Genomic DNA, 24532 nt, shown 5'->3' with positions numbered 1-24532 from the left:
TTTAATCTTCGTAATTATTCGTTATATAATCATTTATTAAAATTAGCGCCAAATCATAATAAGGTTGCACATAAGGAGGATAAGGACTTACTTGTAGAAGCTTGTGACGAGCTGTTTTCCAATCGCCAGTACTCGAAATCTGATCATAAGCTATACTTAAATTATCTTCAATTACAAATGCTTGCTCTTCAGTAATTAAATTTTCATAAATATCATTTACAACTTTTGCTCTAAAATTTTGATACGCATCCCATCCATTTATTTTATGAAATTCATATTTATTTTTTATTTCTATAAGTTTTAATTCTAATTGTGAATTCTGAATTTCCTCTGAAGTGCCTTCAAACAATTCTATAGAATTTCCTTGACTCAACCATTCAATAAAAGTCAAATACAACTGGTTAGAATCATCAAATGGAATCAGCTGATAAATTCCATTTTCTATCATATATATTTTTTCTGAAATTATAGACTTAAGATATATCATGACGATCTTATTAATGTGTGATTAGAAAAATGAAGAGTTAAAAAAGTTGAGTCTATGCCATTATTTAACCACAGCTGAAATGCGAGTCCATCTGTAACTACTGGTAAATCCTCTGTTATTGTAATTTCAGAACTTATTACATTATTGAGCAAATTTAGGACTCTAAAAGAACAATTATTAGAGTTTTTTTTATTCCAAATTTCAATAATATATGTATTGTCATCTGTAGAATTAATCGAAAAGTCAGAGCCTAAATCTGTTTTTGTAGCAATACCTGTACTATCATTATTTATGATTTGTAAATTAAGATCTAAAGAGTCTATTGCAAAACCCAAAATATTAGTCAAAGAACTTGGATTGACATTCCCAATAGACGAAGTACTATCTGTTAATCCAAAAAAGAATCTACCGTTTAGAGACAAATTAACATTTACTTTCGCTGAAACGTAGAATCCCAACCCCACAGAAACATTTTTCCACGGCCAGACGAATGATGCTGTATTTCCAGCTACATTAGCACATATTGATCGCCTTAAATTCCAAGTTGAATAAGGAGAAGTATTATAATCTGCACTTAAATTTGCAGTCAAATAAGCAGGAGTACCTATAGTTGATGGATTTAATGGGTATCCAATATTAGAGAAAGAACTACCAGTTACTTGGCACATGTATAAATCTCCTTTTGCTTTAAATAAATTTTCGACATCAACATTTGTAGAAGTTACCCAACTTCTAAATTTTTCGTTTATCCCTGAATCACTATATAAAAATGTGATGTTTTCATTTGGAGGAAAAACTAAATCTACTCCTCCTTTTAAAAAAAAAGGAATATTACCAGCAGAATCTTCTAAATTATTAATGGTAAACGCCACTCCTGTTTTATTGAAAATTGTGATTTCTTTATTGTTGTAAGGCTCTTCGGCGGAAAAAACGCCAGTTATGAGAGTTTTTTTAAATCCAGATAACGACACCAAAGAAGAATTCGTCAAAGTATAGTAAGAGCTTCCATCTGGACGTAATTCTATAACAGCATTAGATCCTGAAGCAGGATAAGCATAGCTATTTGAAAAAATTTTTTTTACAAATTGACCACCAACTAAAGGAGGTGTAGCATCTCCTACTTCAGAATCAGTAACTAAGAAAAAGGTATAATCTAATGTATTATCAGGAACTGGATCAATAGCAGGATTTTCTGAAGCTTCGACTCCAGCAATTCTTTGAAAAGTGTTTGATGTATTTAAAACTATTCTATCCCATCTTTGCATGCCAGATACTGCCAAAGGAATATTAATAATTACTTCTGCAGGATTTGTATATTCAATTCCAGAGATGTCCCAAACAGATGCAGCTGCAGCTGTAAAGACTTCATCTACTTTTGTAAATCCATTATCGTCAATAATAGTATTCCTGGTATCTATTCCAGTAATTGCAGATTGAATCTGTGTTAATATATCAGCGGCTAGTGCTGCTGCATCTTGAGCAGTTTGCGCAGAATTCTCATCGACACGAACTTCAATTAACTCAGGAATAATGGCTTCTTGAATATTTACTTCGAAATTATTGCTCATCGTGTTGCTGATTTTTTAACTGTGATTTTTCCTTCTAGATAGTAATTATTATTAGCAGCTCCTACAAAAAGGATATCATAATAATAAGTCTCGTTACATAGTTCTTTTGTTTGAGCAGCTGTAAATGCAACGGCCAAAACGTTGTTGTCGGATCCTGAAATGGTAAGTCCTGAAACTGTATCTAAAGAAATGATTGCAGATGATTGTTTACTTGGTTTAACCTGTAGTTTAATACTAGTGTATAATGTAAGATCGAGTGGCAATTCATTTTTAATGAAAGATAAATCTACATTATGATCTTGATTTTGTCTAACTGAGAAATCATATTTACCTATAGTCCCTCTCGAGATTAATTGATCATTAAATGATTGATCGACACCTTGAACCGATATAGGTCTAAAAACAACGCTAGAAGAAGCGTTTGAACTTAAAGAAGACAATGTTCCAGCTTCTGCAAGTTGTTTAATGAAAACCGCCTCTGAACTATCTTCAGCGATTAACTTTATATCATCTATTCCGTTTGGAGTTGCAATTCTAACTACACGCATTTTTTATTTTTTTATAAAACTATTTCGGTTTTCATTTTTTAAAAAGGACATTACAGAGCTAGTCCAGTTTTTAATTTTTGGATCTTATTTGCCAATCCAACTTCTGTCTTATCTTCATAACAGACAAAGATTGTAGGATTGTCTACAATTATTTTTTTAAGTTTCTTGAGATATTCGTTTCCAGAATTTTCCCTGTCTTTTCTTAAACGCTCGAGCTTTGCTTCATCGAGTTCCATTTTATTTCTTTCCCAAGGCAATTCTTCTGAAGAGACGACTAAAGAGCTTTGAGTTACGGAAAAAGTTCCAGCAACAGCTGCTTTAGAAATTGTAAATGAAACAACGGCCATCTGCAGTAATTTTTGAGATCTTAAAACGACAGAATCAGTTGATGAAGTTTTCAAAAAATCAAGTGTACATTGGCCTAGCATAGTAAGAATAAAACGTTCTTCAACTTCTGTCATATATGGCTTTAATGCCAGGAATGTTTTTCTTGAGTTTCCGATATTGAATAAGTCGTTGAAAGTTTTTGTATGTCGTACAATTCCTTCTTTGAAAATTGTGTAATGATCACTAGCAACCCATTCTGAAAAATCAGCTGTATTTTCTTCCATGATCTCAAAAGCAGAATCAAGAGCTTCGTTTGCTGTTTCTATAAGTGATCGTTTTAAATCACGAACATCTTTCCAGTCAGCTGGAGAAGCATCTTTGTTTTCTGTAGTCTTCAAACCGTGATTAGTGATCTGTAAGTTTATTACTGGAAGAGCTAATAATAAAGAAAAATGTGCCGCAGCTTCAGCAATTAATAATTTAACTAAATTTATAGGAGCATCACTGTCTTCATCGTAAGGATGAATTATAATTGAGTCATACTGTTCACGGCCAATTAAGGAAATGATATATTTTCTCTCAGCTCTTTTAGTATAAGGAAGGACTTTTTTAAAGTCAAACGAAGCAGATACAACTATATGCTTTTTTAAATCTTCTATTGTGTTAATTAACTGTGCCATTAGTTTACTATTGTATTTTGGCCAGACTTATCTTTGTCGAGCGTTGTTAGAATCATATTTGGAAAACAACCTTCAAGGTTAGGATCCCACAAATTAAAATCTCTAATTAAATCCCATATTTCGAGCGTGATTTCTCTACGAGGTTTAAGATTAGCGCAAAGAATGTTGTAAGCTTCTCTTTTATCAGAACCAGAACCTGATAGATTTTTCCCTCCAGGAATACCTAAACCGATAATACAAGGATCAACTCCTAAAGCAAAAAGAATTTCAGAATTGGCAGCGGATGAATCTGGCAAATATGACCCTTCCTGTAGATTATTATCGATGGGAACAACTTTAATCCCTTCGACAAACTTTCCGTTTTCTTCAAAAATGGGAGAAATTAAAGAGCGACCTCCTGCAGAATTACCACTCATGTGATCATCGATAGCTGTAACAAGATCACTTCTTAATTTCTGACGTTTATCAGAATCAAAATCATCCCATTCTTCCTTGTAATAATTCTCGAAGTACATTTCTGAAACATAGATCACATATTTTATATGCGCTTGTTGCGCAAAAATTGCTTGCTTCAATTCAGGAACTGAATTCGCAACATCCATCCATCCATTACGATCAACAGCGTGCCAACCTGGTTTAGGATAATAAGATTCATCTATTAGAGGATAATAAGAAGGATATATAAATTCATATATTTTGCTCTCTTGACACCAAAGCCTTACTTCTTCAGCTGTCATATATGGATCTACAACAGGAATAGGCATTGAATATTTTAAATTTTCATTACTCCAGTCAGAATTGATCCATACATTTTTGATAACACCATCATCTCCCATTTTCTCGAAGCGACACCATGCAGCTTTTCTTCTTCTAACTGAAGTTATTTTTTTAAAATCTTGTGAGACAATGAATGAAGCAAAACCAATACTGAACAGCGTTTGATCTGATACGATTTCATACCAGAACTTATTCAGTTTTGAATTTTTATAAAACGACTGAATTTCAGGATAACTTAAAAAAGGAACAGTCTTTTTTACTGAAGCTCCATTTTCATCTGCAGATTCTAACTGCAGTTGAAATCCACTACCATAGTGTGCATTTTGCAAAGCACCGACACCTCCAACAGCTGATCCGTTTTTTAAATATTTTTTATTGTAAAAGGTTTGAGGATATAAATTATCAGAACCCCAAGGAATAATTTCACCTTTGACTTCTTGATTAGCATTATCAATAAGTATTGATTTAGGCTTGACAAATTCAGTTTTCAAATTTGTCATTGCTATTGTAGACTTTCCTATATGTACGCCTATTGAATTAAAATGTTTCATATTAATAAACTACTTGCATTTCGTTAAATTTAGTTATGTACCGAATTTTTATTTTTTTAATCTGACCAGATGGAAGCTCAATATTTCTTGTTAGATTATCCCAATGATTAGGATTAGTTCTGGATCTAGTTTTTCTATAAAAATGAGAAGCTTCGATAAAGGGTTTCCCTTTTAATTTATCACCCATTAACAACTTAGCATTTTTATAGATCATCAAAACGCCTCCACGTTTATTGTTTTTATTAAATGTTCGAACTTCTAAATCAAAAGCAATTGGCTGGCCAAACGCATTTTTAGTTTTCATCATTTCAAGAACCTGTCTCAAAAAAATATGTTTTTCCATAATTCAAAATTCGGGTTACCAAGTTTTTATTAAAAGGACATAAAAAAAATGAGTGTAATTGTTCCTTCAGTATCATTATAAAAAACATAACTATTTAATATTCAAATTTTTAAGCATAAAAATTATTTTTTATTTTCTCAAATTTCGCAATTCTGCCGGCCTGCCCCTGTTCTACATCTACACTTTCCTTTTTCAAATTGAGCGAAATATGCTCAGCTCTCAGCTGAGAGCTGAATTTTGATTAATTTCATTTCATTGTTTGACCTTTAAATAAAGGAATCGTGCCTTTGTCTTGATTGTCAGCAAGCAATCGCTGCACTTGTTTATGATACCTCCAGTAAAGAGGAATGTCGAACGTGTCACTAAAGTGAGTGGCATGCTCTTGAGGCGTAGTCTTAGACTTCTCACTTCGTTTATCTTTAACGATAGTGTTAGGTTGGTTACCTTCCATTGCTGGAGCATTCTCTAACGATACAATCAGATCAGGACAATTGTTTTCGTTTATCTCGATAAGAGGTAGACCATTAACCCCTCCATATTTCAAGATATAATTAAGTACTATAAACTTCTCATTGTGTGGTGGGTTCTCATGTTTCCTAGTTTTATATAAGACTTTCCATCCATTACGTTTGAATGCAGCTCCAGCCTGTTCAGCAAAGGTCAGCTTAGAATTAGGTGTTTTACTGTTACCATTACGATCATAATAGAACTCAATTACATTATTACCTTTCTTTAATGGCTCATAGTATGGAGCAAACTCCTCATCAATTAGATCATCAATAATCTTTGGACTGATCACATAAAAGGTTTTTAGACATCTGTATCGTTCGCCCTGGTCTTGAGATACTGTCATGGTCATGATGTTACCCCAGTCAATAGTAACAATTAAAGGTTTACTCTTCATGTAATCAGTGTCCTGTCTGCAGGTAAAGTCTTTCTTAGTCGCCTTAACACCAACCTCCTGAAGATAAACATTATCATAAGCATATCGATAATAGTGTTTCTTAGGATCTAAAGAAGGATAGAATCCTTTAGTTGTTTTCTTTGGTCTTATATTCTTAATCTCAGCATCATAATGTATATCTGATGGTGCTTTATCTCGCATACGTTCAAACCAATCCTTAGATAAGTTATGTTTATTGGCAAATGCGTTCGCTTTTACGAAAACAACCTTCCACGGTTCTTTTATAGCCACTTTCTCCAAATCAGTAAACCATTGCCCTTTTTGAGTCATGGCTACAGAGGAAGCATATATTTCTGCATTACAAAGAGGCTTATCTTCATAAAGACCTCCACAAGTTGAACGGTTGGTAGTTTGAACATTATTATATAAACGTTCAGCATCTAACAATACTGCTTCATCTCCAATTACAATACTTGAATTAATTCCACGCCCTGCATTAGGCATGTCATTCGAGACCATAATAAATATAAAACCATTCGAAAAATGAATTACATTATCCCAGCGTGAAGGAGATTGAAAAGGCATCTCATAACCAAGATTCTTTCCGCTTCGACCAACTACATAATCGATATGCTCATATAATCCGAACATTTCCAAACCTTCTTTTGTAGAAGGTAGAGTCCTGGATAAAATCTGTTGATACGTTTCTCCAACGAGAACTCCAGTAGCTCGAGGCATCTGAATAACAGCCTCTTTCATGTACCATCCTAGAATAGTTGATTTTCCTGTACCACGAGCCCACTCAAGAACTATCGTTTTTACATACTCATCAGTTTGTGTCTTTGGGTTATATACTTTTTCTCGAGATAAATTAACGACTGCAAATTGAGGAAGATTGAGTTTAATTTCTCTATTCGTCATCATCATCAGTTTTTAATTCTTGGAAAGTAATTTCTTCAGTATCAACCATGTTAAAATCATAAGCTCCTCCATTTTTATGCAATTCTATCATTTTTAATACTGCAGGATCAGCTTTTATGATATAAGTTTGCGCTGCCAATTTCTCTGGATTGAATTTCAAATCATCGTCCTTATTAATACCTGATATCTTAATTCGTTGTGCAATCACACGAAGCTCAAGATCACCATCACCATTTTTGATTGCTCGTTGTTGCAAACGCATAAGATCTTCTTCAATAAGATATCGTTTTGCTTCTTTGTGATTTTTCAATATATCTCCAAAAATGGAAAGTGCATCAGAAACATATCTATACGCCTGAGCTCGTGAAGAACCATCGTTCACTAAGACACTCATAGCTTGTTCTTTCGAATGATAATTACACAGCAGATTCCAAGACTTATATATTTTTATACGTATTTCTTCTTGCTTAGCCGTAAGAGTAACTTTATCAGCCCCCTTGAGATAATATTTACGTATTTTATCTAGAGTCGTGATTTTTTTTCTTAAGATCAATCCTTCACTCATTTTATTATTTTTTATGCAAGTTGCTGAAAGGGAAAGTGTATAAAAAGGACAAAACAAAGCCACTATTACAGTGGCTCTATTTTATCGAAGTATTTGTCAAGTTCTGTTTTGGACAAAATTTGTCCATTTTTATAAACTTCATGTTCCAAATGATTATCTCGCATATATTTTACCCAACGTTTTACCGTTAGATCAATAAAGCCTGGTTCAAGTTCTAAACATCTAGCTTGTCTCCAACTTTGCTCAGATGCTATAATTGTCGTTCCAGATCCAGTAAAGCAATCTCCTATAATTTCCCTTTGCTTAGAGCTATTTTTAATGATGTAAACAAATAAAGGCACAGGCTTCATTGTCGGATGATCTTCGCTTTTTGTTGGTCTGTCAAATTCTAAAATTGTAGTTTGTTTTCGATCTGAATACCATGGATGAGCTTCGCCTTCTTTCCATGCATAAAGACAAGGTTCATGCTTCCAGTGATAATCCTGTCTACCCATCACAATAGAGTTTTTCAACCAAATTAAACACTGTGATAATTTGAACCCAGCATCTTTAAGAGCTTTACGAAAATTTACGCCTTCAGTATCAGCATGAAAAACATAAATAGGACAACCTTTTGAAGCTTTAGAAAAAGCTGCAGTATAGAATTCTAATAAAAAAGTATAGAAGTCATCGGTTTTCATTTTGTCATTTTGAATTTTCAAGCGGTCTTTAGTACCTCCTTCATAATCGACATTATAAGGCGGATCTGTTAAAATAAGTCGAAACAATTCGCCCTGGAGTAATTTATCATAAACCGAAACATCTCTACTATCTCCACAGATAATCTTATGCGTTAATTTTTTTTGCAAACTTCTAAACTCATAAAGATCTCCAGTTACACTAATTGGATCAACAGGCAATACAAATTCAAACTCATCTTCTTCTTCGTTAAAAAGTTCTGGAGGAACATCTGAATCCGGAAGAGGTATTGCACTAACATCTAATCCTAATCCCATCAGATCAATATCAGCAAAAATTGCATTTAGAATGTCAACATCCCATTCTCCTGTAGGAACGTTAGAACTAATGTTGTAAGTTTTAAATTCCTCTTCAGTAAGTGTTCTATTAGGAACTCTAACATCGATAAAATCATCACCACGGCCAAGCTCAAGAAGAACTACAATTCTTTGATGGCCTGCAATAATTTTGTTATCAGTATTAATTGCAGGAATTTCGGCCAAATTGAAACGTTCTAAACTTGCTTTCAATTTTTCCTTTTTATCTTCAGTTAACCTCCTAGGATTATACTCATAAGGAATTAAATCAGAAACTTTCCTTTTTTCAGTTGTCCACTCCAATGGAGCTAATAATAAATCACTCATTTTTTAATAAATTTCTAATAGTTTCTAAATCGATTATTAATTGCTGAAGCTGTTCTTTTTTTCTATTAAGTAAATTCAACTTTACACGATCTTCTGGAGAAGATTCTACTTCTTGAATTATTTTTTCCAACGTTTTATTTCTTTTGGAAATTGAAGTTTGAAGCTGATCCCTTCGTTTAACTAATTGAATGGCATTCATTTTTTTGAAATCTTCTGAAGTATCAAAAGGCATTATTCGCCCATAGTCTTTCCAATGATTTAAGACAAACCAAGCTCGATCTATTCTTTCCCAAAGTTCCTCCAGCTGAATAATTAAATCAAACGCCTCTTCTTCGTCATCTGCAGGTAATGCATTTAATTTGAATTTCAATTCACAAGCATTGTAAAAGTTAGAAATACGATCTCTATAAACAGAGTGCAACCCCATAGGATAACTAGCCATTGTTTCTTTCTGAAGAAGAACAGCCGATTCATTAATGATCTGTTGAAACGGCTCTTTTTTAGCCACTATAGGTAATTCTGTTGGAACGTTTTTACTTAATTGTATAGTTACTTCAGAATTATTATTTAAAGCTTTTTTAAGCTCGTATTTCAACTTCAACAAATTATAAACATTTTCCTTTTGAATGCTTTTAAGAAATAAATTACTTTTATTAGGCAAAGAAGCATATAATTGCAATCCCTCTTTATAAGTGCCTGGTCCATCAAACCATTTTTGTATATCCATATTAATTTAATAAAGTATAAAAAAAGCCAATCCGAAGACTGGCTTTAAATACAAACACAAATCCAACACTAACTAGATTGTAAAGCCTTAATTCTAGCTTCAGCTTCTTCTTTAATTTTTTCGTTATCTGCTTTGGCAGCTGCTAAGACTTTAACATCTTCAATTCTCCGAGCTTTTCTAATAAGAGCAATTAAATCATTAATTTTTTCTTTCTTAAATAACTCTTCAGCTCCTTCTTTTAATCCTAAATTTTTAAAGCCTTGTTTATAAACGACTAATGCATTATTAGGAATTCCAGTTCGCAAATCAAACCTTGTTCCATCATTCAAGATGAAGGAACAAGGTATTTGTAGATTTACTATTTCAAAATACTTTTTCATTTTAAGGAACTACAACTGGTTCCTGAATAACTCCTTCATAAACTATCGGTAAAGAATAAGCCTCAATCGTGAATTGAATTCCTTTGTCATCTTCACCACCTTTACCTGTAGTTCCTTCAACCTCGCTCATATAAGCTGGGTTAAATTTATCACCAATCAGCCTTTTTTGACCATCTCTTTCAGTAACACAATATACCATTGGAACATTTTTAAATGTTCTAATAAATCCTAATAATTTTTTGGAGTTTCCTGGAATATAAAAATCAAATGATGATTTTGATTTTTTATTTCCCTTGTTCCCAGGAGCAGAAACTTTCACCTCTCCCATATCTGACTGCACAGTAATTTTCCCGAATCCTTTTCCTGCAGCGAATACAATGTCCTCAGTTACTGTAACTGCAGTCTCAAAAGTATATCCAACATCACCAGGACTCAGAGGCATTGGGAAAGTTGTAATTTGTGAATGCACGCCATAATAAACTCCTACTTCTGAAACTCCTGCTTGAATTTCAGAATTGATGCATGCATCTAAATTTTCATTTACGACATCATCATAACAATTTGCCATATCTTATTTTTTTAAAATTTTTACATAAGAAACGCCTGAATCTATCATTAACTGATAAGATTCTGAATCTTCCAACCACTCCTTTTGAGTTTTTACAACATCTGCAAATCTGAATTTTTCAGGAGCATCAGATGTAAATACATATTCCATACCATTTTTAGCTTTAAACGGTTTGTCTGTCTTACCTTCAGGAACAACTTCTTTCTTTTCTTCCAGTGAAGGTGTTGCTGATAATTCTTTTATTTTAGAATCTAAATAATTTTTAAGATCTTTCAAAGAACACTCTGTCACATCCAATCCTAAAAATTCAGATATCAATTCCGCTTTATCTTCGTTTAATTGTTCTAAAGCTCTCTCTTCTTCAGCTTCTGAAAGCGATTTTTTTAAATCTTCATTAGAGAAGTCTTTAAACAATTCCTCATCAAATCCTAATTCTTTCGCCCTTTTTAAAAGAGTATTTCTCTCTTTACTAGAAGCCTCAGTTTGCTTGATTGCTTTTTCTAATTGAGTTTCATTAAGAGCTTCAGCATTTTCAATACCTAACTCTTTAGCTTTTTTGATTATTTTTTCGTTTGCCATAATGTAGATTTATAATGATTCTTCAGGATAGTACAATGCGTTTAAACCTGCATCACCTAAACCTCTTACAACTCCTACAGGATCATTCATGAATACTAATTCATTAACTGCATAGTCATAACCAAGAGTGAACTCTGCAAAAACTTTAATTTTATAATCAAGTTTTTGTACATCTGTAATAGTTGCAGGATTTTCGATTACATCGATCATTCTTGCAAAATTCCCATCAATTGTTGCTGATAAAACAGCGTTGTCCATCATTGGAACTGGTACAATAGTTCTACCTCCTAAACGAGTTTTCAAACCTTTTGCCATTGAATAGTCTGTGTTTTTTCCAAACGTGTCTTCATACAATAGAAGATAGTTTTCAGCGTTTGTAACAGACATTTTTATTTCTTTTATAAACGGCTTGTACACTTCTGGAATTCCTCTTTCGAATTTCAAAACTTCATCAAGAATGTTTGTGCTTGACAAAGCATTCGTAGGAATTTTGAAACAAGGATTTACCGTATTTGCCATCAAATCAGTGTGAATTTTATTCAAACCGTTCATTGAAGCTCCAAAAACTGTTGGAGTTGCAGCATTGTAAACTGCTTTAACCGACAAGTAGTTTACGTCAGAAATGATTTTATTTCCTAACACAGTCATAACGTGTTTAGAAATACTTTTATCTTTCAAGTCTACTCCTTCATCATATTTTTGTTCAATCCATGATCCTAAAATTTCTGCAGGAACGAAGCCAAAATTCACTTTTTGATGATAATCCTTCATTTGTTTGCCACGAAATTGCACATCGGCCATTTCTGTCCATGTAGGCTGAAAAGCCTGAACCACATGCCCTATAAGACTATGAACAGTAGCGTACTCACCTCTAACTTTAGGGATAAGCTTAGCATATTTGTTCAATAGAATTGAATTAGACATGATATTTCCCATTAAGATTGTCGGATTTTGAGCCGCAAACTTTTTGGTTTCTTCCAATACCTGATCGATATTTACTGACATAGTCTATTATTTATTAATTGATTAAAAATTTATTTAAGGTAATTGATTGTAGATCTTATTGTGATCTGCATTTGCATCTACAATCGAATTTTCTTCTTCAAAAGAATCACCCTCTGATTTTGGATTAGTGATTTTTTTTCCTGGTTGTTTTCCAAATTCAACAACTTTACTTCCTAATAAAGTAATTTTATCTTCAATAGAAGCAGCTGCAGCTACTGAAGCTGTTAACCCTGCAGTTTCAATAGCCGTATTTACAGCTGTTTCTAATGAAGTAACTTGTTCTTGAGCAGTAGTCACTTTGCCTTTTTCAGCAGTAAGAGCTGCTTCATTTCCAGATAGAGCAGTTTCCACTATCTCTAACTGTTCTTCTGTTAGTTGAACTCCTTTTTTACCTGTTATGGTTGAAATTGTATCAACACCTTCACCTTCAACACCAATTAGACTTTGTATTAATGGGAAGTTTTTCGTTTTTTTAGACATACTCGTTTTTTTAGAATTTTTATTATTATTTGAATTTGATTTTGGATTAGACTGTGCAAGTTCTAGTACTTTATTAATAGCATCTTGAAGACTACCATTAGCGTCTACTAATCCCATTTTTACAGCTTCTTCACCATTCCATGCACCACCTTTAAAAACTTCTTCTTTAATTTGTGGTCTTGATTTTTTCATATCGTCAATAAAAATTTGACCATCTGGATCAAGCTCTTTCTTTTTGTAGTTCTCATAATTCTTATCAATTCCATCAATAACATCTCTATAAGATTTATTTTTTTCAGAAGATAAATTAGAGTAAATCGTATGAACCTTTAAACCTAGACTTTCATAATATCCATTTATGTCAAATATTTCAGTGTAGATACCAATTGATCCAATTGCATCAGCTCTCTTATTCGCAATTATATATGATGCAGGACATGCAATGTAATATCCACCAGAACAGAGTAAACCATTAGTATAAATTACCAAAGGTTTTACTTTAATAAAGTCTGCAATAAAATCGAAAAATTCAGGAGTTCCATATTTCTGACCACCTCCTGTATCCATATTGAAAACTACTCCAGCAATTGAAGGATCATTTTTGTAACGATTTAAAATTTGCATGTATTCTTGAGTTCCTAACATATCATACCACCAGTCGTAATATTTTATAACTGGACCAATTAGATTAATAAGAACTACTTTAACAGCACTTTCAGTAGTGTTAATATCGGAAGAAGAAGAATTTATAAACGAAATTTGAGATTTCTCTAATTCTTCAATTGTTTTACCATTATCAGAATCATCAGAAGATGTTATCGACTTGAAATAAAGAGGAATCAAAGCATCTAAATATGCTTCTTGAATATAAAGACTACCTTGAAAGAAATTATGAATTTGTTTAGCCAAAATAGTAAAATTGTATCGTTAGTATTATTTACGATACAATTTTACTATGAATAAGAAGCCTTTAAAAGGACAGTTAATTAAGTTGAAACCTTTGAAAAATAGGAGTTTCCACGGCATTCTACAGAATAACCACAATGCGCAGCTGGATTAGTTGTATTGTCATCTCCATAGATGTACTGGAGAGGCATCTCGTTACAACCTATAATTATTTTTCCATCATTATGATGGAAAACAACAATTACTTTTTTATTTACAAATTCTAACAGCTTAGCCTCAGTAATTGATTTTTGATTATTGATCGTTATTTCTACCTTATAATTCCAGATCATGCCTGCATCAGTCATTTTAGTATTTGAAGGATACTTTATATCTTCAGGTAAAGGTATAATGATCAGTGAATAATCTTCATCAATTAAAATATCTCTTTTCTCTAGAACATATTTTAACGGATAAAAAACTTTCTTTGCATCTAATATGGAAATCTTAGTTATATTTTTATAATTGTCTGGTGAAAAATTATCTATCATGACTTTAAATTTTATCTATTTTTTAATGGACAAATCGTGTAAAAATAATTTTGTCCTTACAAAACAACATTTCTAACAATGTCTTTAATTAAAGTTTCCATTTTAATATCTTCTTCAGTAATATTATAATGAAAAATGAATTGTCGTATAGCTTCATTCTTTGGTAAATTATTTGCGCTAGCATTAATTGAGACATAGGAACGAAGTTCTTCTCTAAATTGCTTATCAATTTGTGCATTAAATTTTCTAATGATATTCTGATCGATAAACACACCATAATTAGTAATGTATCGTAATGAAATATCAACTGGAAAAACAAGATCATCTGTTACAGCTTCGAGAACACTGTACTTCTTAGAAAGAACATCAAGAACAAGATTACCATAAAAATTGTTTTTAGTTACCACCATTTTTTCACCTACTTTTTTTTGCAGGAATTTGTAAACATGTGGCTTTACAGGAAAATATACAGTTATGATTGCTTTTTCACTCATTTTAAAAAAAGATTAATTTTTAAAATTCAAATATACATTAATTAATAGACATTTTTCAGTAAAATAGGTTCAACAGTTCAACTATTTTAAAATCAAACACTTAATAAAAAATTGTGCGTTGAACACGTTGAACTTAGCCGATTTTGTAGGAACCGACTAAAAATAGTTCAACAAGTTCAACACGATTTAATTATATATATATAGATTTAATTATATATATATCAAACAGTTATACATATACTGTTGAACCGTTGAACTGTTGAACCGTTTACTAAGGTCTTTGCTACCTTATTCCTTATAAGCTTTTTTTAATTGGGGGTGCGGGGGTGTTTAATAATAGAATAGGAACGCTTCTTTCAGAAGCTTAATTTATAGTAATTTGCTTCGCAAATTAGGGTCAACGGCTCAACGGCTCAACTTCTTGACCATACTATTATAGATGATGGGGTGCGGGGAAGAAGGAAATAGGAAAAGCCCTAGCGGGCTTTAAGTTTTTTCATCATCGGCAAAGCCGATGACTGTGTGGAATAACTAAGCGACACATTGAAACGTGTCGTAACAGTCAATAAGCAACATTAAAACGATTGCTTATTTTGGTGTTATGCACTATTTAGATAAACGTAATGTATCTCCTACTCTATAAAATTCATCGCTTTCAAAGAAAAATGATGTTCTTCCATCAATTCCTTTTACCATATATTTTGTGTTTTTACCATAACTTGAACTATGAGTAATTATAAATTTATTTGAACTTGGAAAAACATCATCGCAAGAAGTAAATGTTAATAATAAAACAGTGCATAACACCAGTTTGCACGCATTGCTAAATAAGTTTTTGTTTGTAAACATAATTTTTAAATTTAAAGTTTATTAATTTTTGTGTTCATCTGTGTTTAGGCACGCAACGTCGTGCAAACTGGAGAACGTTGTACACAATATTGCTACGTTCCTGTTTTATTCAAAGGTTTGTGCTTATATTCCGTAATAACATTTTTTTCTTCCCTCGCTTTTTTAAAAGGTAAATATTGGAAGATGTGTTCTATAATTGGTAAAGTCCAACCATCACCTAAAAGACTTGCTGCTTTATTTCTACTCAATATATCGCAATGGTTATCTGGAAATCCTTGTAATCTACAAAGTTCAATCTTATTCAACATTCTTACTTGCTTATCTTTTAATACATACAAAGGTTCGTTTCCTTGCAACAAACAAGGTGCTTTACCTTTTGTTACTCTTCCTCGTCTCGTTGTGCTACTTGGGAAAGATAAATTCAAACAATCTTCTTCTGTTAAAACATCATAGCCTTTCACAGTATTTGTCTTTACTCTCACTTCATCTTCAACCAAATAGACAATAGTATTAAAATATTTAACGTATCGTTTTTTTAGACTTTCCTGGCTTGTTGCCATTCTGCTTTCGCTTTCTAAAATGCAGTTTGCTTTTTCTTTATTAGTCCAACCATCTGTAATAACATCAAAAAGTTTTATATTTCTGTCTTTTGGTTCTGGAATATCTGTAACTAAATCGCCAAACATTCCAAAGGGTTTAGTTTTTGCATTAGTCCAATAGTATCTATCTCTTAATTGAGCAGTAACCAAACTGCTATTGAATCTTACAGGATAAACACCCATTGCTCTACTCATAATTCCAATGTCTTCTTTAGGTGCAGATCCAACGTTTTCTTGAAAGAATATTACATTATGGTTTAATTGTTTAATATGTTCGTATATTTCAATAAACTTCCAAAACAAACCACTATTACTTCCGTTTATCCCTTTTCTTTTTCCTGCAATAGATAAATCTTTACAAGGGCTACCGCTTAAAAGTAAATCAATACTTTTCCAATCAATATCCCATTCTCGCCAATTATTTACATCACCTAATTGTATGGTTTCTGGATAGTGATATTGTGTTAATTCTATTGCATAAGGCTTTAATTCAGAACTGTAATACTTATTTACTTTTATTCCTACATTATCAAGTGCAGTATGTCCTGTACTCATTCCGTTAAATAAAGAAAGTACGTTTATTCCTTTGCTTCCTACGTCAGCAATTTGCCCACGCTCAAAAATGTTATTACTATGTTCGTTCATAATTCAAAATTTAGTGCTTTAAAACCGCAATACAGATGTACAACACGTGGTATAGCACATTAAAACGATGCCATACCACCATACGTTAAATGCAAGTTTAACCCAACTGTACCCAATCCATTTTTACTAAATCATCAACGGTGTATTCCATAAATGGTAAAGCATAACCTTTTGAGCGTAAATAATCAGTTGCTTTGCAATGCTCATTATAAAGTTGAGTTTCTTCTATATCTTGATTATCAAAAATACAAGTAGCGAATATTCGTCCACAAAAAATAAGTTCCTCTCTTATTTCTTCCTTTTTGATAAACATTTTAGCTACTTCAATTGCATCTTCATCTTCAATGTGGTCAATCGGTTTTAATTTCATTGTAGCAGAAATTGTATCAGCGTGAATGTGTACCAAATCAATAGGGCATAATATTGAACTTCCACCCAACCCATTTATGAAAGTTTTTCCTAAGTATTGAGCAAAAAACCTGCATTTAACAGCAGTTTCATTCAATTGCTCGGTTTTGTTTGTATCTGAATTGTTCATTTTTGAATTTTTATTAAGTGATTATTTGGTTTGTTCAGTCTTGAATTACGCAACTGAAATGAAGCTGGCAACTCGTTATGTGCAATTTGCCAACGCTTTAAATGCTTCTGTAACTTCATTTGTTGTCATTCCGCATTTTGCAACCATTTCACTCATTTTATTAATACCTTCCTTTATTTCTTCATCAGTCATATCAGAAACATCATGTCCCCAAAATGCTAATTCAGCTCTGAATCGTGCTATGTATATTTGCTCTTTTTTGTCATCGCTTAAAAAGCACATAACAATAGATAAAATCCATTGCTTATTTAGTAGGTAATTTAAAAGTGTTTTCATTTTATAAAGTTTTATTTATTATCGAAAATTAGTGTATTAAATCGCAACGTATCTTATCCGAGCCGTTATCGTTCAGCTTCGTTGGAGTGGAAAAAAACGCCATTCCTTTTGTAAAACGCTTGCTGAATAATAACATCTCTATAATTATCAGTGCAAATCATTTCTGATTTTACACCTAATTTTCGCAAAGCCTTCACTGATTTTTTCATTAAAAATTCTGTTTTAAACGTGAGAATGCTACAGTCAGATTTTACGTAATCTTCTAAATCTATTATCTCTAAATCGTAATCTTTAATCAATTGCCATTTATGATTGTTGTTCCAAATAATTTTTAATTCAGAACCTATTGACTTCACGTTTAAAACTTCTTTTAATTTATCGCTTAAATTTCCAGCACAAAGATATTCTGTACTACATTTTTCAATTTCGGCTATTATTTTCCTTGGATAAATAATAAAAAATTTAGGATTCCAACTCATAAGTTTTAGATTTTAAAAAACCGAAACGATAACAAGTGTTTTGCGATGATTTTCGGCTTTGGGTTTAATTTAATGTTTGTTTTAAAACTCAACGTTAACGATCAGCTTGTGTAATAGCTAGAAAACTAACGGAAAAACATCCGCTAAAATTTTCAAGGAACACAACTTCTTGTTTTCCTCTGTCTAAAAAGCTATCAGTCAAACAAGTCCATATTTTACCTTTATAATAATTGGCTTCAGCACAAGTGTGCATTACAACTTTATCTCCTTTTTTAAAGCTCCCTGTTCTGTTTTCCGAAATATATTTATCTGTTGTCATATTTATCATTTAAATTATTAATAATCTTAAACCTTTAATCGCTGTAATCATCTTTTAAAATTTTTAATTCGTATTACAATTAAATATGAAATATTATACAATTCCTGATCATGTATTTCATGAAGGAAGCGAATGCTTCTACTTATGCTTAAGACTTCTCCAACTGATTTACAATTTTTTAAAATTGTAGCTATTTCTAACTTTGTGTACATATCATATTTTTAGGAATTATCGGAATTTTTCAGAATTCCGATAATTATTGTTAACCTGTAATTGATTTTTGATTATTGATCGTTATTTTCAGCAACTACTATTTTTAAACTCTTTAAATTTTCAAAATAATATAATTCGTTGTCGCCATTATTAATGGATTTTTCCTTTAAACACTCATAGAGTACTTCAAATGATTTTGATCTTGCACTTTCTAAATTTTCTGCTAGAAATTCAATATGACCTACTTTAATTCTACCTGAGAAAAATGTTAGTGCATATCTTAAAATATATTTTTTCATAATTTTTGTATTTTTTGGAATTATTGGAATTCCGATAAATTCCGATAATTCCTATTAGTTATTTTTTTATTGATAGACAAATATGTAAAGGATAATTAAGCAGCAGCTTAAGGTTACAATTACTCCAGATACAAATCCGACAATAAAAGACCCTTTTCTTAAGAATGTTTCGTTTTCCATTATTAAAAGTTTTTTGGTTTCTTGCATTGTTCAAAATCGATAACCCAAACCCAAGGATTAGAGCTCCATGATTTCTTACCTTTTATACTTTCCCATAAAGATTCAAAAGAATAAACGGCATCAATATCAGAATATGCTGCATCTGGTTCTGTGTAAAGTTTATATCCTGTAGTTCCATAATCTGCTATCTTTTCAACTCCTTCAGCAATTGCATCAGTTTCACTTATATCATTTAACCTTTCAATTCTTATATTTTTAATTTTCAGAAACAACCTACAGGCTTCTTTTGGCATATAAATTGAAGGTCGATATTTCAGTGTATAATCATAAAAATCTGCTTTATAATGATAACTAAAAATCTGTTCTAATTCGTTCCAGGTTTCAAATTCCACGAAAGTCTCTCGAACCCACAATACATCTGAAGCTTCATAAGGAGGTTTTATAGAAATTTTATCACCACTTTTATTATAGAAAATAAAATTCCCTGTAAAATCAAAATCTTCAAAAACCCAATCATTTGGATATTCATTGATTTTTTTTAATCCATTCATTCTACGAGTTTGTGATTTTCTTACTTCCAGGATAGCTTGTACCATTTCTGTACTAAAAATTATTGGTTTTGCTTTCATAAGAAAAAAACTGAATAAGTCATTAATAATATCGCTGTAATTATAGAGCCTATAAGAGCTCCAATCGTGAGGGCTATGATAAAACTTCTGGAATTTTTAGCATTGTAAGGATTTAGGGGTTTATTATCATAAGTAAAATCCCATTTTTGTTCAAATTTGCTCATGTTATTATTTTTTAAAAGTGCTTTGCACCAGTTAGTTTATCGAAACGTTCTGACAATTCATTAAGTTTCCAAAATTGAAAGCTGTTATATTGGTTAAAATTTTAAGCATATTTGAAGTATTTTCAATTTTTTTGATTTGATCATCTTTACTTTTATAATTATAATCTCCATTCATTTTCATTTTCCAAACTTCTAGGCTGTTTTCATTTCTTGGAGTTGCCTTATAGCCATATTCAGCAGAAAAGCTATTAGAACGTGGTATTTCTTTTAAACGATTATGAAAATGATCAATCCATGATTGAGCATTATAAGCGTAAAAATTATTAAGCGATTTAACCAATATAGACACCTGTATTTCTTGCTGTCTATTGCCTCTTTTGTGTTGTTGAATAATCCATTCCATTTGTGTTAATTTTTAATTGTTATTAAATTTTGTGTGTGTTCTTTTATTAATTCTTCCTGGTCCGTTTTTAATTGCCAAAATCCATTAGGTAATTTTTTAACCAATTCTGCTACGGTTCCACAACATCTCACTTTTACTTTTTTCCCTGCAGTTAATTTTTGAGTAAAGAATTTGTCGTGTTCTGGCCAATCTTTAAAAGGATGACAATAGCAGCCATATAGGCCAATGGGTCGAGTTGCATTTTCTTTAATTAATTTGAGCAACTTCTTATTAGCATTCTCACGTTTCTTGTAAATTTTCACAATAACTCCATTGATCATAAAGGAGTATTCATTTTTACCAGTTTTATGAATAGTTGTCATAATTCCTAATTCATCCAGGTGAGACTGTATCAATCTGTATTTTGGGACACCTCTTCTCATTCTATTTTATTTTGATTTTTGAAATACGTGTCTTTGTACAGCTGTTCTATTTTTTCGTAAAGTGGGGGAATAACTTGTTTCACTTTTTTCATTCCTGAAGGCGTTTGAATTTCAACTTCTTTAAATGTTTTTTGAACTTCATAGATTTCAGATCCTATCTTTTCTTTGCCATTTCGATTAATGACAATTTTGCAACGGCTACCATTATTCGTAACTGGTTTAGGATATATGGTAATTTTATTTTCCAAACACCACTTTTTATAGATGTAAGCTTCTTTCTGATCCATATTTTTAACTTTTAAAAGGATTCAGGAAGATCAATTTCAGTTTGATCATCGCTGGAGTCATGTAAATTGACAATTCCTAGGCGTTGCATCATTGAATAATTAAAGGCGTACCCACTAGGAGTTCTATCCCCCATTCGTTTGCTCGCAAACAATCCAATGAAATATTTTTTCGATTTTAAGTAATTACGAATTGTCGTTTCGTGAATTACTTCTTCACCTTGTCTCTTAGTTACTTCTTTGTGATAATCTTGATGCACCTTTGAAAATGCGAGATATAATACTTTGTCCTTATTTTCGTTTTTCCATTGTGCTTTTTCTCCTTTTTTAGGTACATAATTCACAATTGAATCTGTTATAATTATGTAATCTTCACCTTCTTTTATTTGTCGCTGGTGACCAGGAGTAGACAAGTATTCAATGACTCTCCAGAAAGCGGCTAAACCATCTGAATCAGATATCGTATCGGAGTTATCAATAATTGATCTTCTTGTTAAATCAAAGTATTCCTGATAAGTAAAAGGAAAGGTAAATTTGTCCTGGAGTAATTTCATAATTACTAAAATGGCCAAGTAGTTCTCTAAAATTCTATTTTGAATGTTTTCTTCTTCTTTCAATGAATTTTTTAAGTCCTTCAGAACTTCAGAGTAAGTTTTAATTATATTGTCAGCAACATATTTTCTATATTTTAGGACATCCAGTACAAAAGAGGAAATTCCTGTTTTGTTCCAATTCATCAATTTATTGTACTCTTCTTTTTCTTCAATTGAACGTTCTTTTTGTTCAAAATTTAGAATTATTGAGCGTGACGGAAGAGCTCCATCATCTTTTGTTGGCAAATATTGGCCTGCATAATAAATAGCCGAATTAATTTTATCACTGGAGGTTCTATTCGTTTCTGCACCTTTCCCTTTTTCACGGCCAATGCCGTTCCATCCACCTTTTAATTGTTGATGCTTATCCTCATCGATATCATCTCTATATTCATCAAAGAAAACAACTGTATTTTTTACTCTGCTTAATCTTCTTGAGATACCTACAAGTGTAGAAGTGTTTAGTTCCAGAGGAGGGATATTGAAATAAAAGAAAGATTGTAGACAATTTCCAAAACCTGATTTTCCTGAATCTCGCTGGCCAAAACCTCCCATTAAGGGAAAATATTTCCAGTTTGCTAAAAATAAATCTCTAAAATTGGCAGCGATGCAAAAGGCCAGGCCTAGCTTTCCTTTATCTCCAAAAACTTTAACAAGCTGCATCATCCACTGATCTAATGAGATAGGAGCAATCTTATAAATGAAGTGTCTATCATTCTCGTATGGATCATCATCTTCACGAGCTGACTTGTATATTTCAGAATAAGCTGGAGAATAATAATGACAAACATCTGCTTTGTATTCTGAACTCGATTTTTCTAGGCCTTCCACATGAACAATTCCATATTTGTTGACTTTTAAAAATTGATCGTTGTGGAAAATACCATCTGCAAAGGCAAAAAATCCCTCCTTTTGCTGATGTCCTAGTGTTTTGATTTCTGAAGCTGTTATAAATTCGTTTACAAGTTTTCTCGAGACCAGGAGAAAATTTTCGTTAGTTGCTCCTGGTTCCCAAAAAAAGTTACCCTCCTTGATCAGACGCTCTTTGAATTTTGTAAAGTTGATAATGTCTGTTGAATCAAAGTCAATTAATCGTTTTGCACCGTTCACGTTTTTTACTTCACATAGACGTTTATTTTCTTGATTTCCGTCGATATGGAATAATGGTATTACGGTGAAATTTGTACCGATAAAGAACTCTCCACTCTTACCCATGAAATAATAAGTCTCTCCAATCTCACAGAAACGGTCTTCTAAGAACTGATCCTTTTTTGCTCCTTCAGGAAGTTTTAAAAGTTTACTCTCTTTTGCATCAGTTTCTTTCTCCTGGTCCGATTTCTTTTTTTGAGCTTCTTCCTTTTTAGATTGAATTACTCCTGTAATTATTTGAGGCTTCTGATCTAGAATTTTGGAAACTAATTTTATATAATGCTGCAGCACTATTTCATTAGGTATTAATGAAAGAGTAGTGGCCATACTCTCTACAGATTGAGCAACTAGCTCAGGTTCAAATTTTGGCAGCTCTTCGATTTGAGCTTTATAATCTCTTTCTATTTCAGAGATTTGTTTAAAAAGAAGATCATTGTCTTTCTTGATCATCCTTTTTTCAACGGCATTAGCATTCTTGTAAGCTTCGTTCGTGTCAGGAACTATCTTCTCATATATTTCTCCAATTTCTTTATTTTGAAGAAATTCTAATTCTTTAATCAGATTTGGTATCTCTGGATTTTTAGAATCTTCCTTTAAAAATTTTGCTTTCCATGTAATTGCATCTTGTCTGTTTTTTTCGACAAAATCCACTAGATTACATTGTTTTGATAAACTATCTGGATCTTCTCCTTCAGGACAAATAACAACTTCAACTTTTATTCCAAATTTTAAAAGAATATCAATATCACGATGTACAGCTCTTAGGCCAGCTTTATCACCATCACGAAATAAAATAATGTGTTTAGAAAATCTAGATAATAATTTTGCATGAAATTCAGAAAGAGCAGTTCCGCAAGTGGCAACTGAAATTGTAAGTCCTGCCTGATGCGATGCAATTACATCGGTATAACCTTCCATTAAAACAGCTTTTTCGGCTACTATTATTGATTTCTTAGCCTGATACAAGCCATAAAGAAGTTTGTCTTTGAAATAGATCTTACTTTCCTTAGAATTTAAATATTTAGCATACTTTTTATTTGATTCATCATTAGATTTTCGACCTCCAAAACCTACTACGATTCCTTTATCGTTGTGGATGGGAAACATAATTCTATTTCTGAAGAAGTCATAAGAAATATTGTTCGAAGTATTTGTAAAACCTAAAGTTTTAGAAAGCTCAAACATCCCTTGATTAATTGCTGGAGTAGAAATATAACTTTTAGGTTCTTCAGGAGCAAAACCGATCATGAAAGCTTCTACAATTTCAGAAGTATAGTTTCTTTCTTTAAAAATCATTGTCTTAGCCCAAGAATCATCTGCTAAATTCTTAAAGGCTTTTTGATATTCCTTGTTTGCGAATTCAACAAACTTTTTCATAGCTTGATCTTCATCATCAAGTCTCTTTTGATCAGCAGAACGTTCTTCATATTCTAAAGTAATTCCACAGATTTCAGCAGCTTTTTCGATAGCTTCAAAAAATGAAATCGATGGATACTTTTTCATTAAAAAAGTAATAGCATTTCCTCCAAAGCCGGCTGAATTGTCGTAAAAGTAATTTTTAACAGGATTCACGGCAAATGATGGTGTGTTTTCTGAAGTAAAAGGTGATAAGCAAAAGAAGTTTGCGCCTTGTTTTTTTAATATTTCAGTAGCACTTACTACATCATACACTAAAGCTTCATCGAGTACAGTATCAATAGAGGATTGTTTTATAAATTTCATAGATTATT

General features: G+C 32.0%; 30 protein-coding genes. All 30 read right to left on the bottom strand.

Annotated features, from left to right (window positions below; genetic code table 11):
- Position 1: 1 nt before the first annotated feature.
- On the bottom strand, positions 2 to 487 hold the full coding sequence (locus LXD69_RS07295) for a hypothetical protein (RefSeq protein ID WP_246918531.1): 486 nt from the start codon (positions 485 to 487) through the stop codon (positions 2 to 4).
- A complete protein-coding gene (locus LXD69_RS07290; protein ID WP_246918529.1) occupies positions 484 to 2055 on the bottom strand; it encodes a hypothetical protein in 1572 nt (523 codons plus the stop codon). Before LXD69_RS07290 ends, LXD69_RS07295 begins: the two co-directional genes overlap by 4 nt.
- Positions 2052 to 2603, bottom strand: coding sequence for a hypothetical protein (locus LXD69_RS07285; protein WP_246918527.1), 552 nt, complete (start codon positions 2601 to 2603; stop codon positions 2052 to 2054). Before LXD69_RS07285 ends, LXD69_RS07290 begins: the two co-directional genes overlap by 4 nt.
- 50 nt (positions 2604 to 2653) lie before the next feature.
- Positions 2654 to 3610 (bottom strand): DUF6712 family protein, encoded by a 957-nt coding sequence (locus LXD69_RS07280; protein ID WP_246918525.1) that lies wholly within the window; start codon positions 3608 to 3610, stop codon positions 2654 to 2656.
- Positions 3610 to 4938, bottom strand: a complete 1329-nt coding sequence (locus tag LXD69_RS07275) for a hypothetical protein (RefSeq protein ID WP_246918524.1) — start codon at positions 4936 to 4938, stop codon at positions 3610 to 3612. Before LXD69_RS07275 ends, LXD69_RS07280 begins: the two co-directional genes overlap by 1 nt.
- 1 nt (position 4939) lies before the next feature.
- A complete protein-coding gene (locus tag LXD69_RS07270) occupies positions 4940 to 5281 on the bottom strand; it encodes a hypothetical protein (protein ID WP_246918521.1) in 342 nt (113 codons plus the stop codon).
- 247 nt (positions 5282 to 5528) lie between these two features.
- Positions 5529 to 7106 carry a hypothetical protein gene (locus tag LXD69_RS07265; protein WP_246918519.1) on the bottom strand — a complete coding sequence of 526 codons (1578 nt, stop codon included), beginning with the start codon at positions 7104 to 7106 and terminating at the stop codon, positions 5529 to 5531.
- Positions 7096 to 7500 (bottom strand): hypothetical protein, encoded by a 405-nt coding sequence (locus tag LXD69_RS07260; protein ID WP_246918518.1) that lies wholly within the window; start codon positions 7498 to 7500, stop codon positions 7096 to 7098. The genes LXD69_RS07265 and LXD69_RS07260 overlap by 11 nt, the downstream gene beginning before the upstream one ends.
- Positions 7501 to 7736: 236 nt before the next feature.
- The gene (locus LXD69_RS07255; RefSeq protein ID WP_246918517.1) at positions 7737 to 9032 is read right to left on the bottom strand and encodes a DNA modification methylase; all 1296 of its coding nucleotides are present in this window, start codon (positions 9030 to 9032) and stop codon (positions 7737 to 7739) included.
- Entirely contained in the window at positions 9025 to 9759 is a 735-nt protein-coding gene (locus LXD69_RS07250) for a hypothetical protein (protein ID WP_246918516.1), read from the bottom strand. Before LXD69_RS07250 ends, LXD69_RS07255 begins: the two co-directional genes overlap by 8 nt.
- Before the next feature lie 68 nt (positions 9760 to 9827).
- The gene (locus LXD69_RS07245; protein ID WP_246918515.1) at positions 9828 to 10139 is read right to left on the bottom strand and encodes a hypothetical protein; all 312 of its coding nucleotides are present in this window, start codon (positions 10137 to 10139) and stop codon (positions 9828 to 9830) included.
- A 1-nt stretch (position 10140) separates the two neighbouring features.
- Positions 10141 to 10707, bottom strand: coding sequence for a hypothetical protein (locus LXD69_RS07240; protein ID WP_246918512.1), 567 nt, complete (start codon positions 10705 to 10707; stop codon positions 10141 to 10143).
- 3 nt (positions 10708 to 10710) lie between these two features.
- A complete protein-coding gene (locus tag LXD69_RS07235; RefSeq protein ID WP_246918509.1) occupies positions 10711 to 11286 on the bottom strand; it encodes a hypothetical protein in 576 nt (191 codons plus the stop codon).
- Between the two features lie 9 nt (positions 11287 to 11295).
- Positions 11296 to 12291: a hypothetical protein gene (locus LXD69_RS07230; RefSeq protein ID WP_246918506.1), complete on the bottom strand. Its 996-nt coding sequence runs from the start codon at positions 12289 to 12291 to the stop codon at positions 11296 to 11298.
- 33 nt (positions 12292 to 12324) lie between these two features.
- Entirely contained in the window at positions 12325 to 13680 is a 1356-nt protein-coding gene (locus tag LXD69_RS07225; RefSeq protein ID WP_246918503.1) for a S49 family peptidase, read from the bottom strand.
- Positions 13681 to 13757: 77 nt separating this feature from the next.
- Positions 13758 to 14207 (bottom strand): hypothetical protein, encoded by a 450-nt coding sequence (locus LXD69_RS07220; RefSeq protein ID WP_246918500.1) that lies wholly within the window; start codon positions 14205 to 14207, stop codon positions 13758 to 13760.
- 56 nt (positions 14208 to 14263) lie between these two features.
- On the bottom strand, positions 14264 to 14701 hold the full coding sequence (locus LXD69_RS07215; protein ID WP_246918496.1) for a hypothetical protein: 438 nt from the start codon (positions 14699 to 14701) through the stop codon (positions 14264 to 14266).
- Between the two features lie 606 nt (positions 14702 to 15307).
- Positions 15308 to 15550 (bottom strand): hypothetical protein, encoded by a 243-nt coding sequence (locus LXD69_RS07210; RefSeq protein WP_246918494.1) that lies wholly within the window; start codon positions 15548 to 15550, stop codon positions 15308 to 15310.
- A 92-nt stretch (positions 15551 to 15642) separates the two neighbouring features.
- The gene (locus tag LXD69_RS07205; protein WP_246918492.1) at positions 15643 to 16794 is read right to left on the bottom strand and encodes a DNA cytosine methyltransferase; all 1152 of its coding nucleotides are present in this window, start codon (positions 16792 to 16794) and stop codon (positions 15643 to 15645) included.
- 97 nt (positions 16795 to 16891) lie between these two features.
- Positions 16892 to 17332: a hypothetical protein gene (locus LXD69_RS07200; RefSeq protein ID WP_246918490.1), complete on the bottom strand. Its 441-nt coding sequence runs from the start codon at positions 17330 to 17332 to the stop codon at positions 16892 to 16894.
- 75 nt (positions 17333 to 17407) lie between these two features.
- Positions 17408 to 17668 carry a hypothetical protein gene (locus LXD69_RS07195; protein WP_246918488.1) on the bottom strand — a complete coding sequence of 87 codons (261 nt, stop codon included), beginning with the start codon at positions 17666 to 17668 and terminating at the stop codon, positions 17408 to 17410.
- Between the two features lie 65 nt (positions 17669 to 17733).
- A complete protein-coding gene (locus LXD69_RS07190; RefSeq protein WP_246918486.1) occupies positions 17734 to 18147 on the bottom strand; it encodes a hypothetical protein in 414 nt (137 codons plus the stop codon).
- A 94-nt stretch (positions 18148 to 18241) separates the two neighbouring features.
- Positions 18242 to 18466 carry a hypothetical protein gene (locus tag LXD69_RS07185; protein WP_246918485.1) on the bottom strand — a complete coding sequence of 75 codons (225 nt, stop codon included), beginning with the start codon at positions 18464 to 18466 and terminating at the stop codon, positions 18242 to 18244.
- Positions 18467 to 18750: 284 nt separating this feature from the next.
- On the bottom strand, positions 18751 to 18978 hold the full coding sequence (locus tag LXD69_RS07180) for a hypothetical protein (RefSeq protein ID WP_246918483.1): 228 nt from the start codon (positions 18976 to 18978) through the stop codon (positions 18751 to 18753).
- Between the two features lie 182 nt (positions 18979 to 19160).
- On the bottom strand, positions 19161 to 19787 hold the full coding sequence (locus LXD69_RS07175; protein WP_246918482.1) for a hypothetical protein: 627 nt from the start codon (positions 19785 to 19787) through the stop codon (positions 19161 to 19163).
- Positions 19784 to 19951 (bottom strand): hypothetical protein, encoded by a 168-nt coding sequence (locus tag LXD69_RS07170; protein WP_246918480.1) that lies wholly within the window; start codon positions 19949 to 19951, stop codon positions 19784 to 19786. The genes LXD69_RS07175 and LXD69_RS07170 overlap by 4 nt, the downstream gene beginning before the upstream one ends.
- A 31-nt stretch (positions 19952 to 19982) precedes the next feature.
- Entirely contained in the window at positions 19983 to 20354 is a 372-nt protein-coding gene (locus LXD69_RS07165; protein WP_246918478.1) for a hypothetical protein, read from the bottom strand.
- A 5-nt stretch (positions 20355 to 20359) separates the two neighbouring features.
- The gene (locus LXD69_RS07160; RefSeq protein WP_246918477.1) at positions 20360 to 20776 is read right to left on the bottom strand and encodes a hypothetical protein; all 417 of its coding nucleotides are present in this window, start codon (positions 20774 to 20776) and stop codon (positions 20360 to 20362) included.
- The gene (locus tag LXD69_RS07155) at positions 20773 to 21063 is read right to left on the bottom strand and encodes a hypothetical protein (RefSeq protein WP_246918475.1); all 291 of its coding nucleotides are present in this window, start codon (positions 21061 to 21063) and stop codon (positions 20773 to 20775) included. Before LXD69_RS07155 ends, LXD69_RS07160 begins: the two co-directional genes overlap by 4 nt.
- Positions 21064 to 21074: 11 nt before the next feature.
- Positions 21075 to 24524: a DNA primase gene (dnaG, locus tag LXD69_RS07150; RefSeq protein ID WP_246918473.1), complete on the bottom strand. Its 3450-nt coding sequence runs from the start codon at positions 24522 to 24524 to the stop codon at positions 21075 to 21077.
- Positions 24525 to 24532 lie beyond the last annotated feature (8 nt).

It is taken from the genome of Flavobacterium sediminilitoris, from assembly GCF_023008245.1.
In the GTDB taxonomy this organism is placed as follows: Bacteria; Bacteroidota; Bacteroidia; order Flavobacteriales; family Flavobacteriaceae; genus Flavobacterium; species Flavobacterium sediminilitoris.
This window is presented reverse-complemented; position numbering and strand designations above follow the sequence as displayed.

Excerpts from the sequence above, each read along its gene's own strand:
- LXD69_RS07295 (WP_246918531.1), bottom strand. The coding sequence starts at position 487 with ATGATATATCTTAAGTCTATAATTTCAGAAAAAATATATATGATAGAA.
- LXD69_RS07290 (WP_246918529.1), bottom strand. The coding sequence starts at position 2,055 with ATGAGCAATAATTTCGAAGTAAATATTCAAGAAGCCATTATTCCTGAG.
- LXD69_RS07285 (WP_246918527.1), bottom strand. The coding sequence starts at position 2,603 with ATGCGTGTAGTTAGAATTGCAACTCCAAACGGAATAGATGATATAAAG.
- LXD69_RS07280 (WP_246918525.1), bottom strand. The coding sequence starts at position 3,610 with ATGGCACAGTTAATTAACACAATAGAAGATTTAAAAAAGCATATAGTT.
- LXD69_RS07275 (WP_246918524.1), bottom strand. The coding sequence starts at position 4,938 with ATGAAACATTTTAATTCAATAGGCGTACATATAGGAAAGTCTACAATA.
- LXD69_RS07270 (WP_246918521.1), bottom strand. The coding sequence starts at position 5,281 with ATGGAAAAACATATTTTTTTGAGACAGGTTCTTGAAATGATGAAAACT.
- LXD69_RS07265 (WP_246918519.1), bottom strand. The coding sequence starts at position 7,106 with ATGACGAATAGAGAAATTAAACTCAATCTTCCTCAATTTGCAGTCGTT.
- LXD69_RS07260 (WP_246918518.1), bottom strand. The coding sequence starts at position 7,500 with ATGAGTGTCTTAGTGAACGATGGTTCTTCACGAGCTCAGGCGTATAGA.
- LXD69_RS07255 (WP_246918517.1), bottom strand. The coding sequence starts at position 9,032 with ATGAGTGATTTATTATTAGCTCCATTGGAGTGGACAACTGAAAAAAGG.
- LXD69_RS07250 (WP_246918516.1), bottom strand. The coding sequence starts at position 9,759 with ATGGATATACAAAAATGGTTTGATGGACCAGGCACTTATAAAGAGGGA.
- LXD69_RS07245 (WP_246918515.1), bottom strand. The coding sequence starts at position 10,139 with ATGAAAAAGTATTTTGAAATAGTAAATCTACAAATACCTTGTTCCTTC.
- LXD69_RS07240 (WP_246918512.1), bottom strand. The coding sequence starts at position 10,707 with ATGGCAAATTGTTATGATGATGTCGTAAATGAAAATTTAGATGCATGC.
- LXD69_RS07235 (WP_246918509.1), bottom strand. The coding sequence starts at position 11,286 with ATGGCAAACGAAAAAATAATCAAAAAAGCTAAAGAGTTAGGTATTGAA.
- LXD69_RS07230 (WP_246918506.1), bottom strand. The coding sequence starts at position 12,291 with ATGTCAGTAAATATCGATCAGGTATTGGAAGAAACCAAAAAGTTTGCG.
- LXD69_RS07220 (WP_246918500.1), bottom strand. The coding sequence starts at position 14,207 with ATGATAGATAATTTTTCACCAGACAATTATAAAAATATAACTAAGATT.
- LXD69_RS07215 (WP_246918496.1), bottom strand. The coding sequence starts at position 14,701 with ATGAGTGAAAAAGCAATCATAACTGTATATTTTCCTGTAAAGCCACAT.
- LXD69_RS07210 (WP_246918494.1), bottom strand. The coding sequence starts at position 15,550 with ATGTTTACAAACAAAAACTTATTTAGCAATGCGTGCAAACTGGTGTTA.
- LXD69_RS07205 (WP_246918492.1), bottom strand. The coding sequence starts at position 16,794 with ATGAACGAACATAGTAATAACATTTTTGAGCGTGGGCAAATTGCTGAC.
- LXD69_RS07200 (WP_246918490.1), bottom strand. The coding sequence starts at position 17,332 with ATGAACAATTCAGATACAAACAAAACCGAGCAATTGAATGAAACTGCT.
- LXD69_RS07195 (WP_246918488.1), bottom strand. The coding sequence starts at position 17,668 with ATGAAAACACTTTTAAATTACCTACTAAATAAGCAATGGATTTTATCT.
- LXD69_RS07190 (WP_246918486.1), bottom strand. The coding sequence starts at position 18,147 with ATGAGTTGGAATCCTAAATTTTTTATTATTTATCCAAGGAAAATAATA.
- LXD69_RS07185 (WP_246918485.1), bottom strand. The coding sequence starts at position 18,466 with ATGACAACAGATAAATATATTTCGGAAAACAGAACAGGGAGCTTTAAA.
- LXD69_RS07180 (WP_246918483.1), bottom strand. The coding sequence starts at position 18,978 with ATGAAAAAATATATTTTAAGATATGCACTAACATTTTTCTCAGGTAGA.
- LXD69_RS07175 (WP_246918482.1), bottom strand. The coding sequence starts at position 19,787 with ATGAAAGCAAAACCAATAATTTTTAGTACAGAAATGGTACAAGCTATC.
- LXD69_RS07170 (WP_246918480.1), bottom strand. The coding sequence starts at position 19,951 with ATGAGCAAATTTGAACAAAAATGGGATTTTACTTATGATAATAAACCC.
- LXD69_RS07165 (WP_246918478.1), bottom strand. The coding sequence starts at position 20,354 with ATGGAATGGATTATTCAACAACACAAAAGAGGCAATAGACAGCAAGAA.
- LXD69_RS07160 (WP_246918477.1), bottom strand. The coding sequence starts at position 20,776 with ATGAGAAGAGGTGTCCCAAAATACAGATTGATACAGTCTCACCTGGAT.
- LXD69_RS07155 (WP_246918475.1), bottom strand. The coding sequence starts at position 21,063 with ATGGATCAGAAAGAAGCTTACATCTATAAAAAGTGGTGTTTGGAAAAT.
- dnaG (WP_246918473.1), bottom strand. The coding sequence starts at position 24,524 with ATGAAATTTATAAAACAATCCTCTATTGATACTGTACTCGATGAAGCT.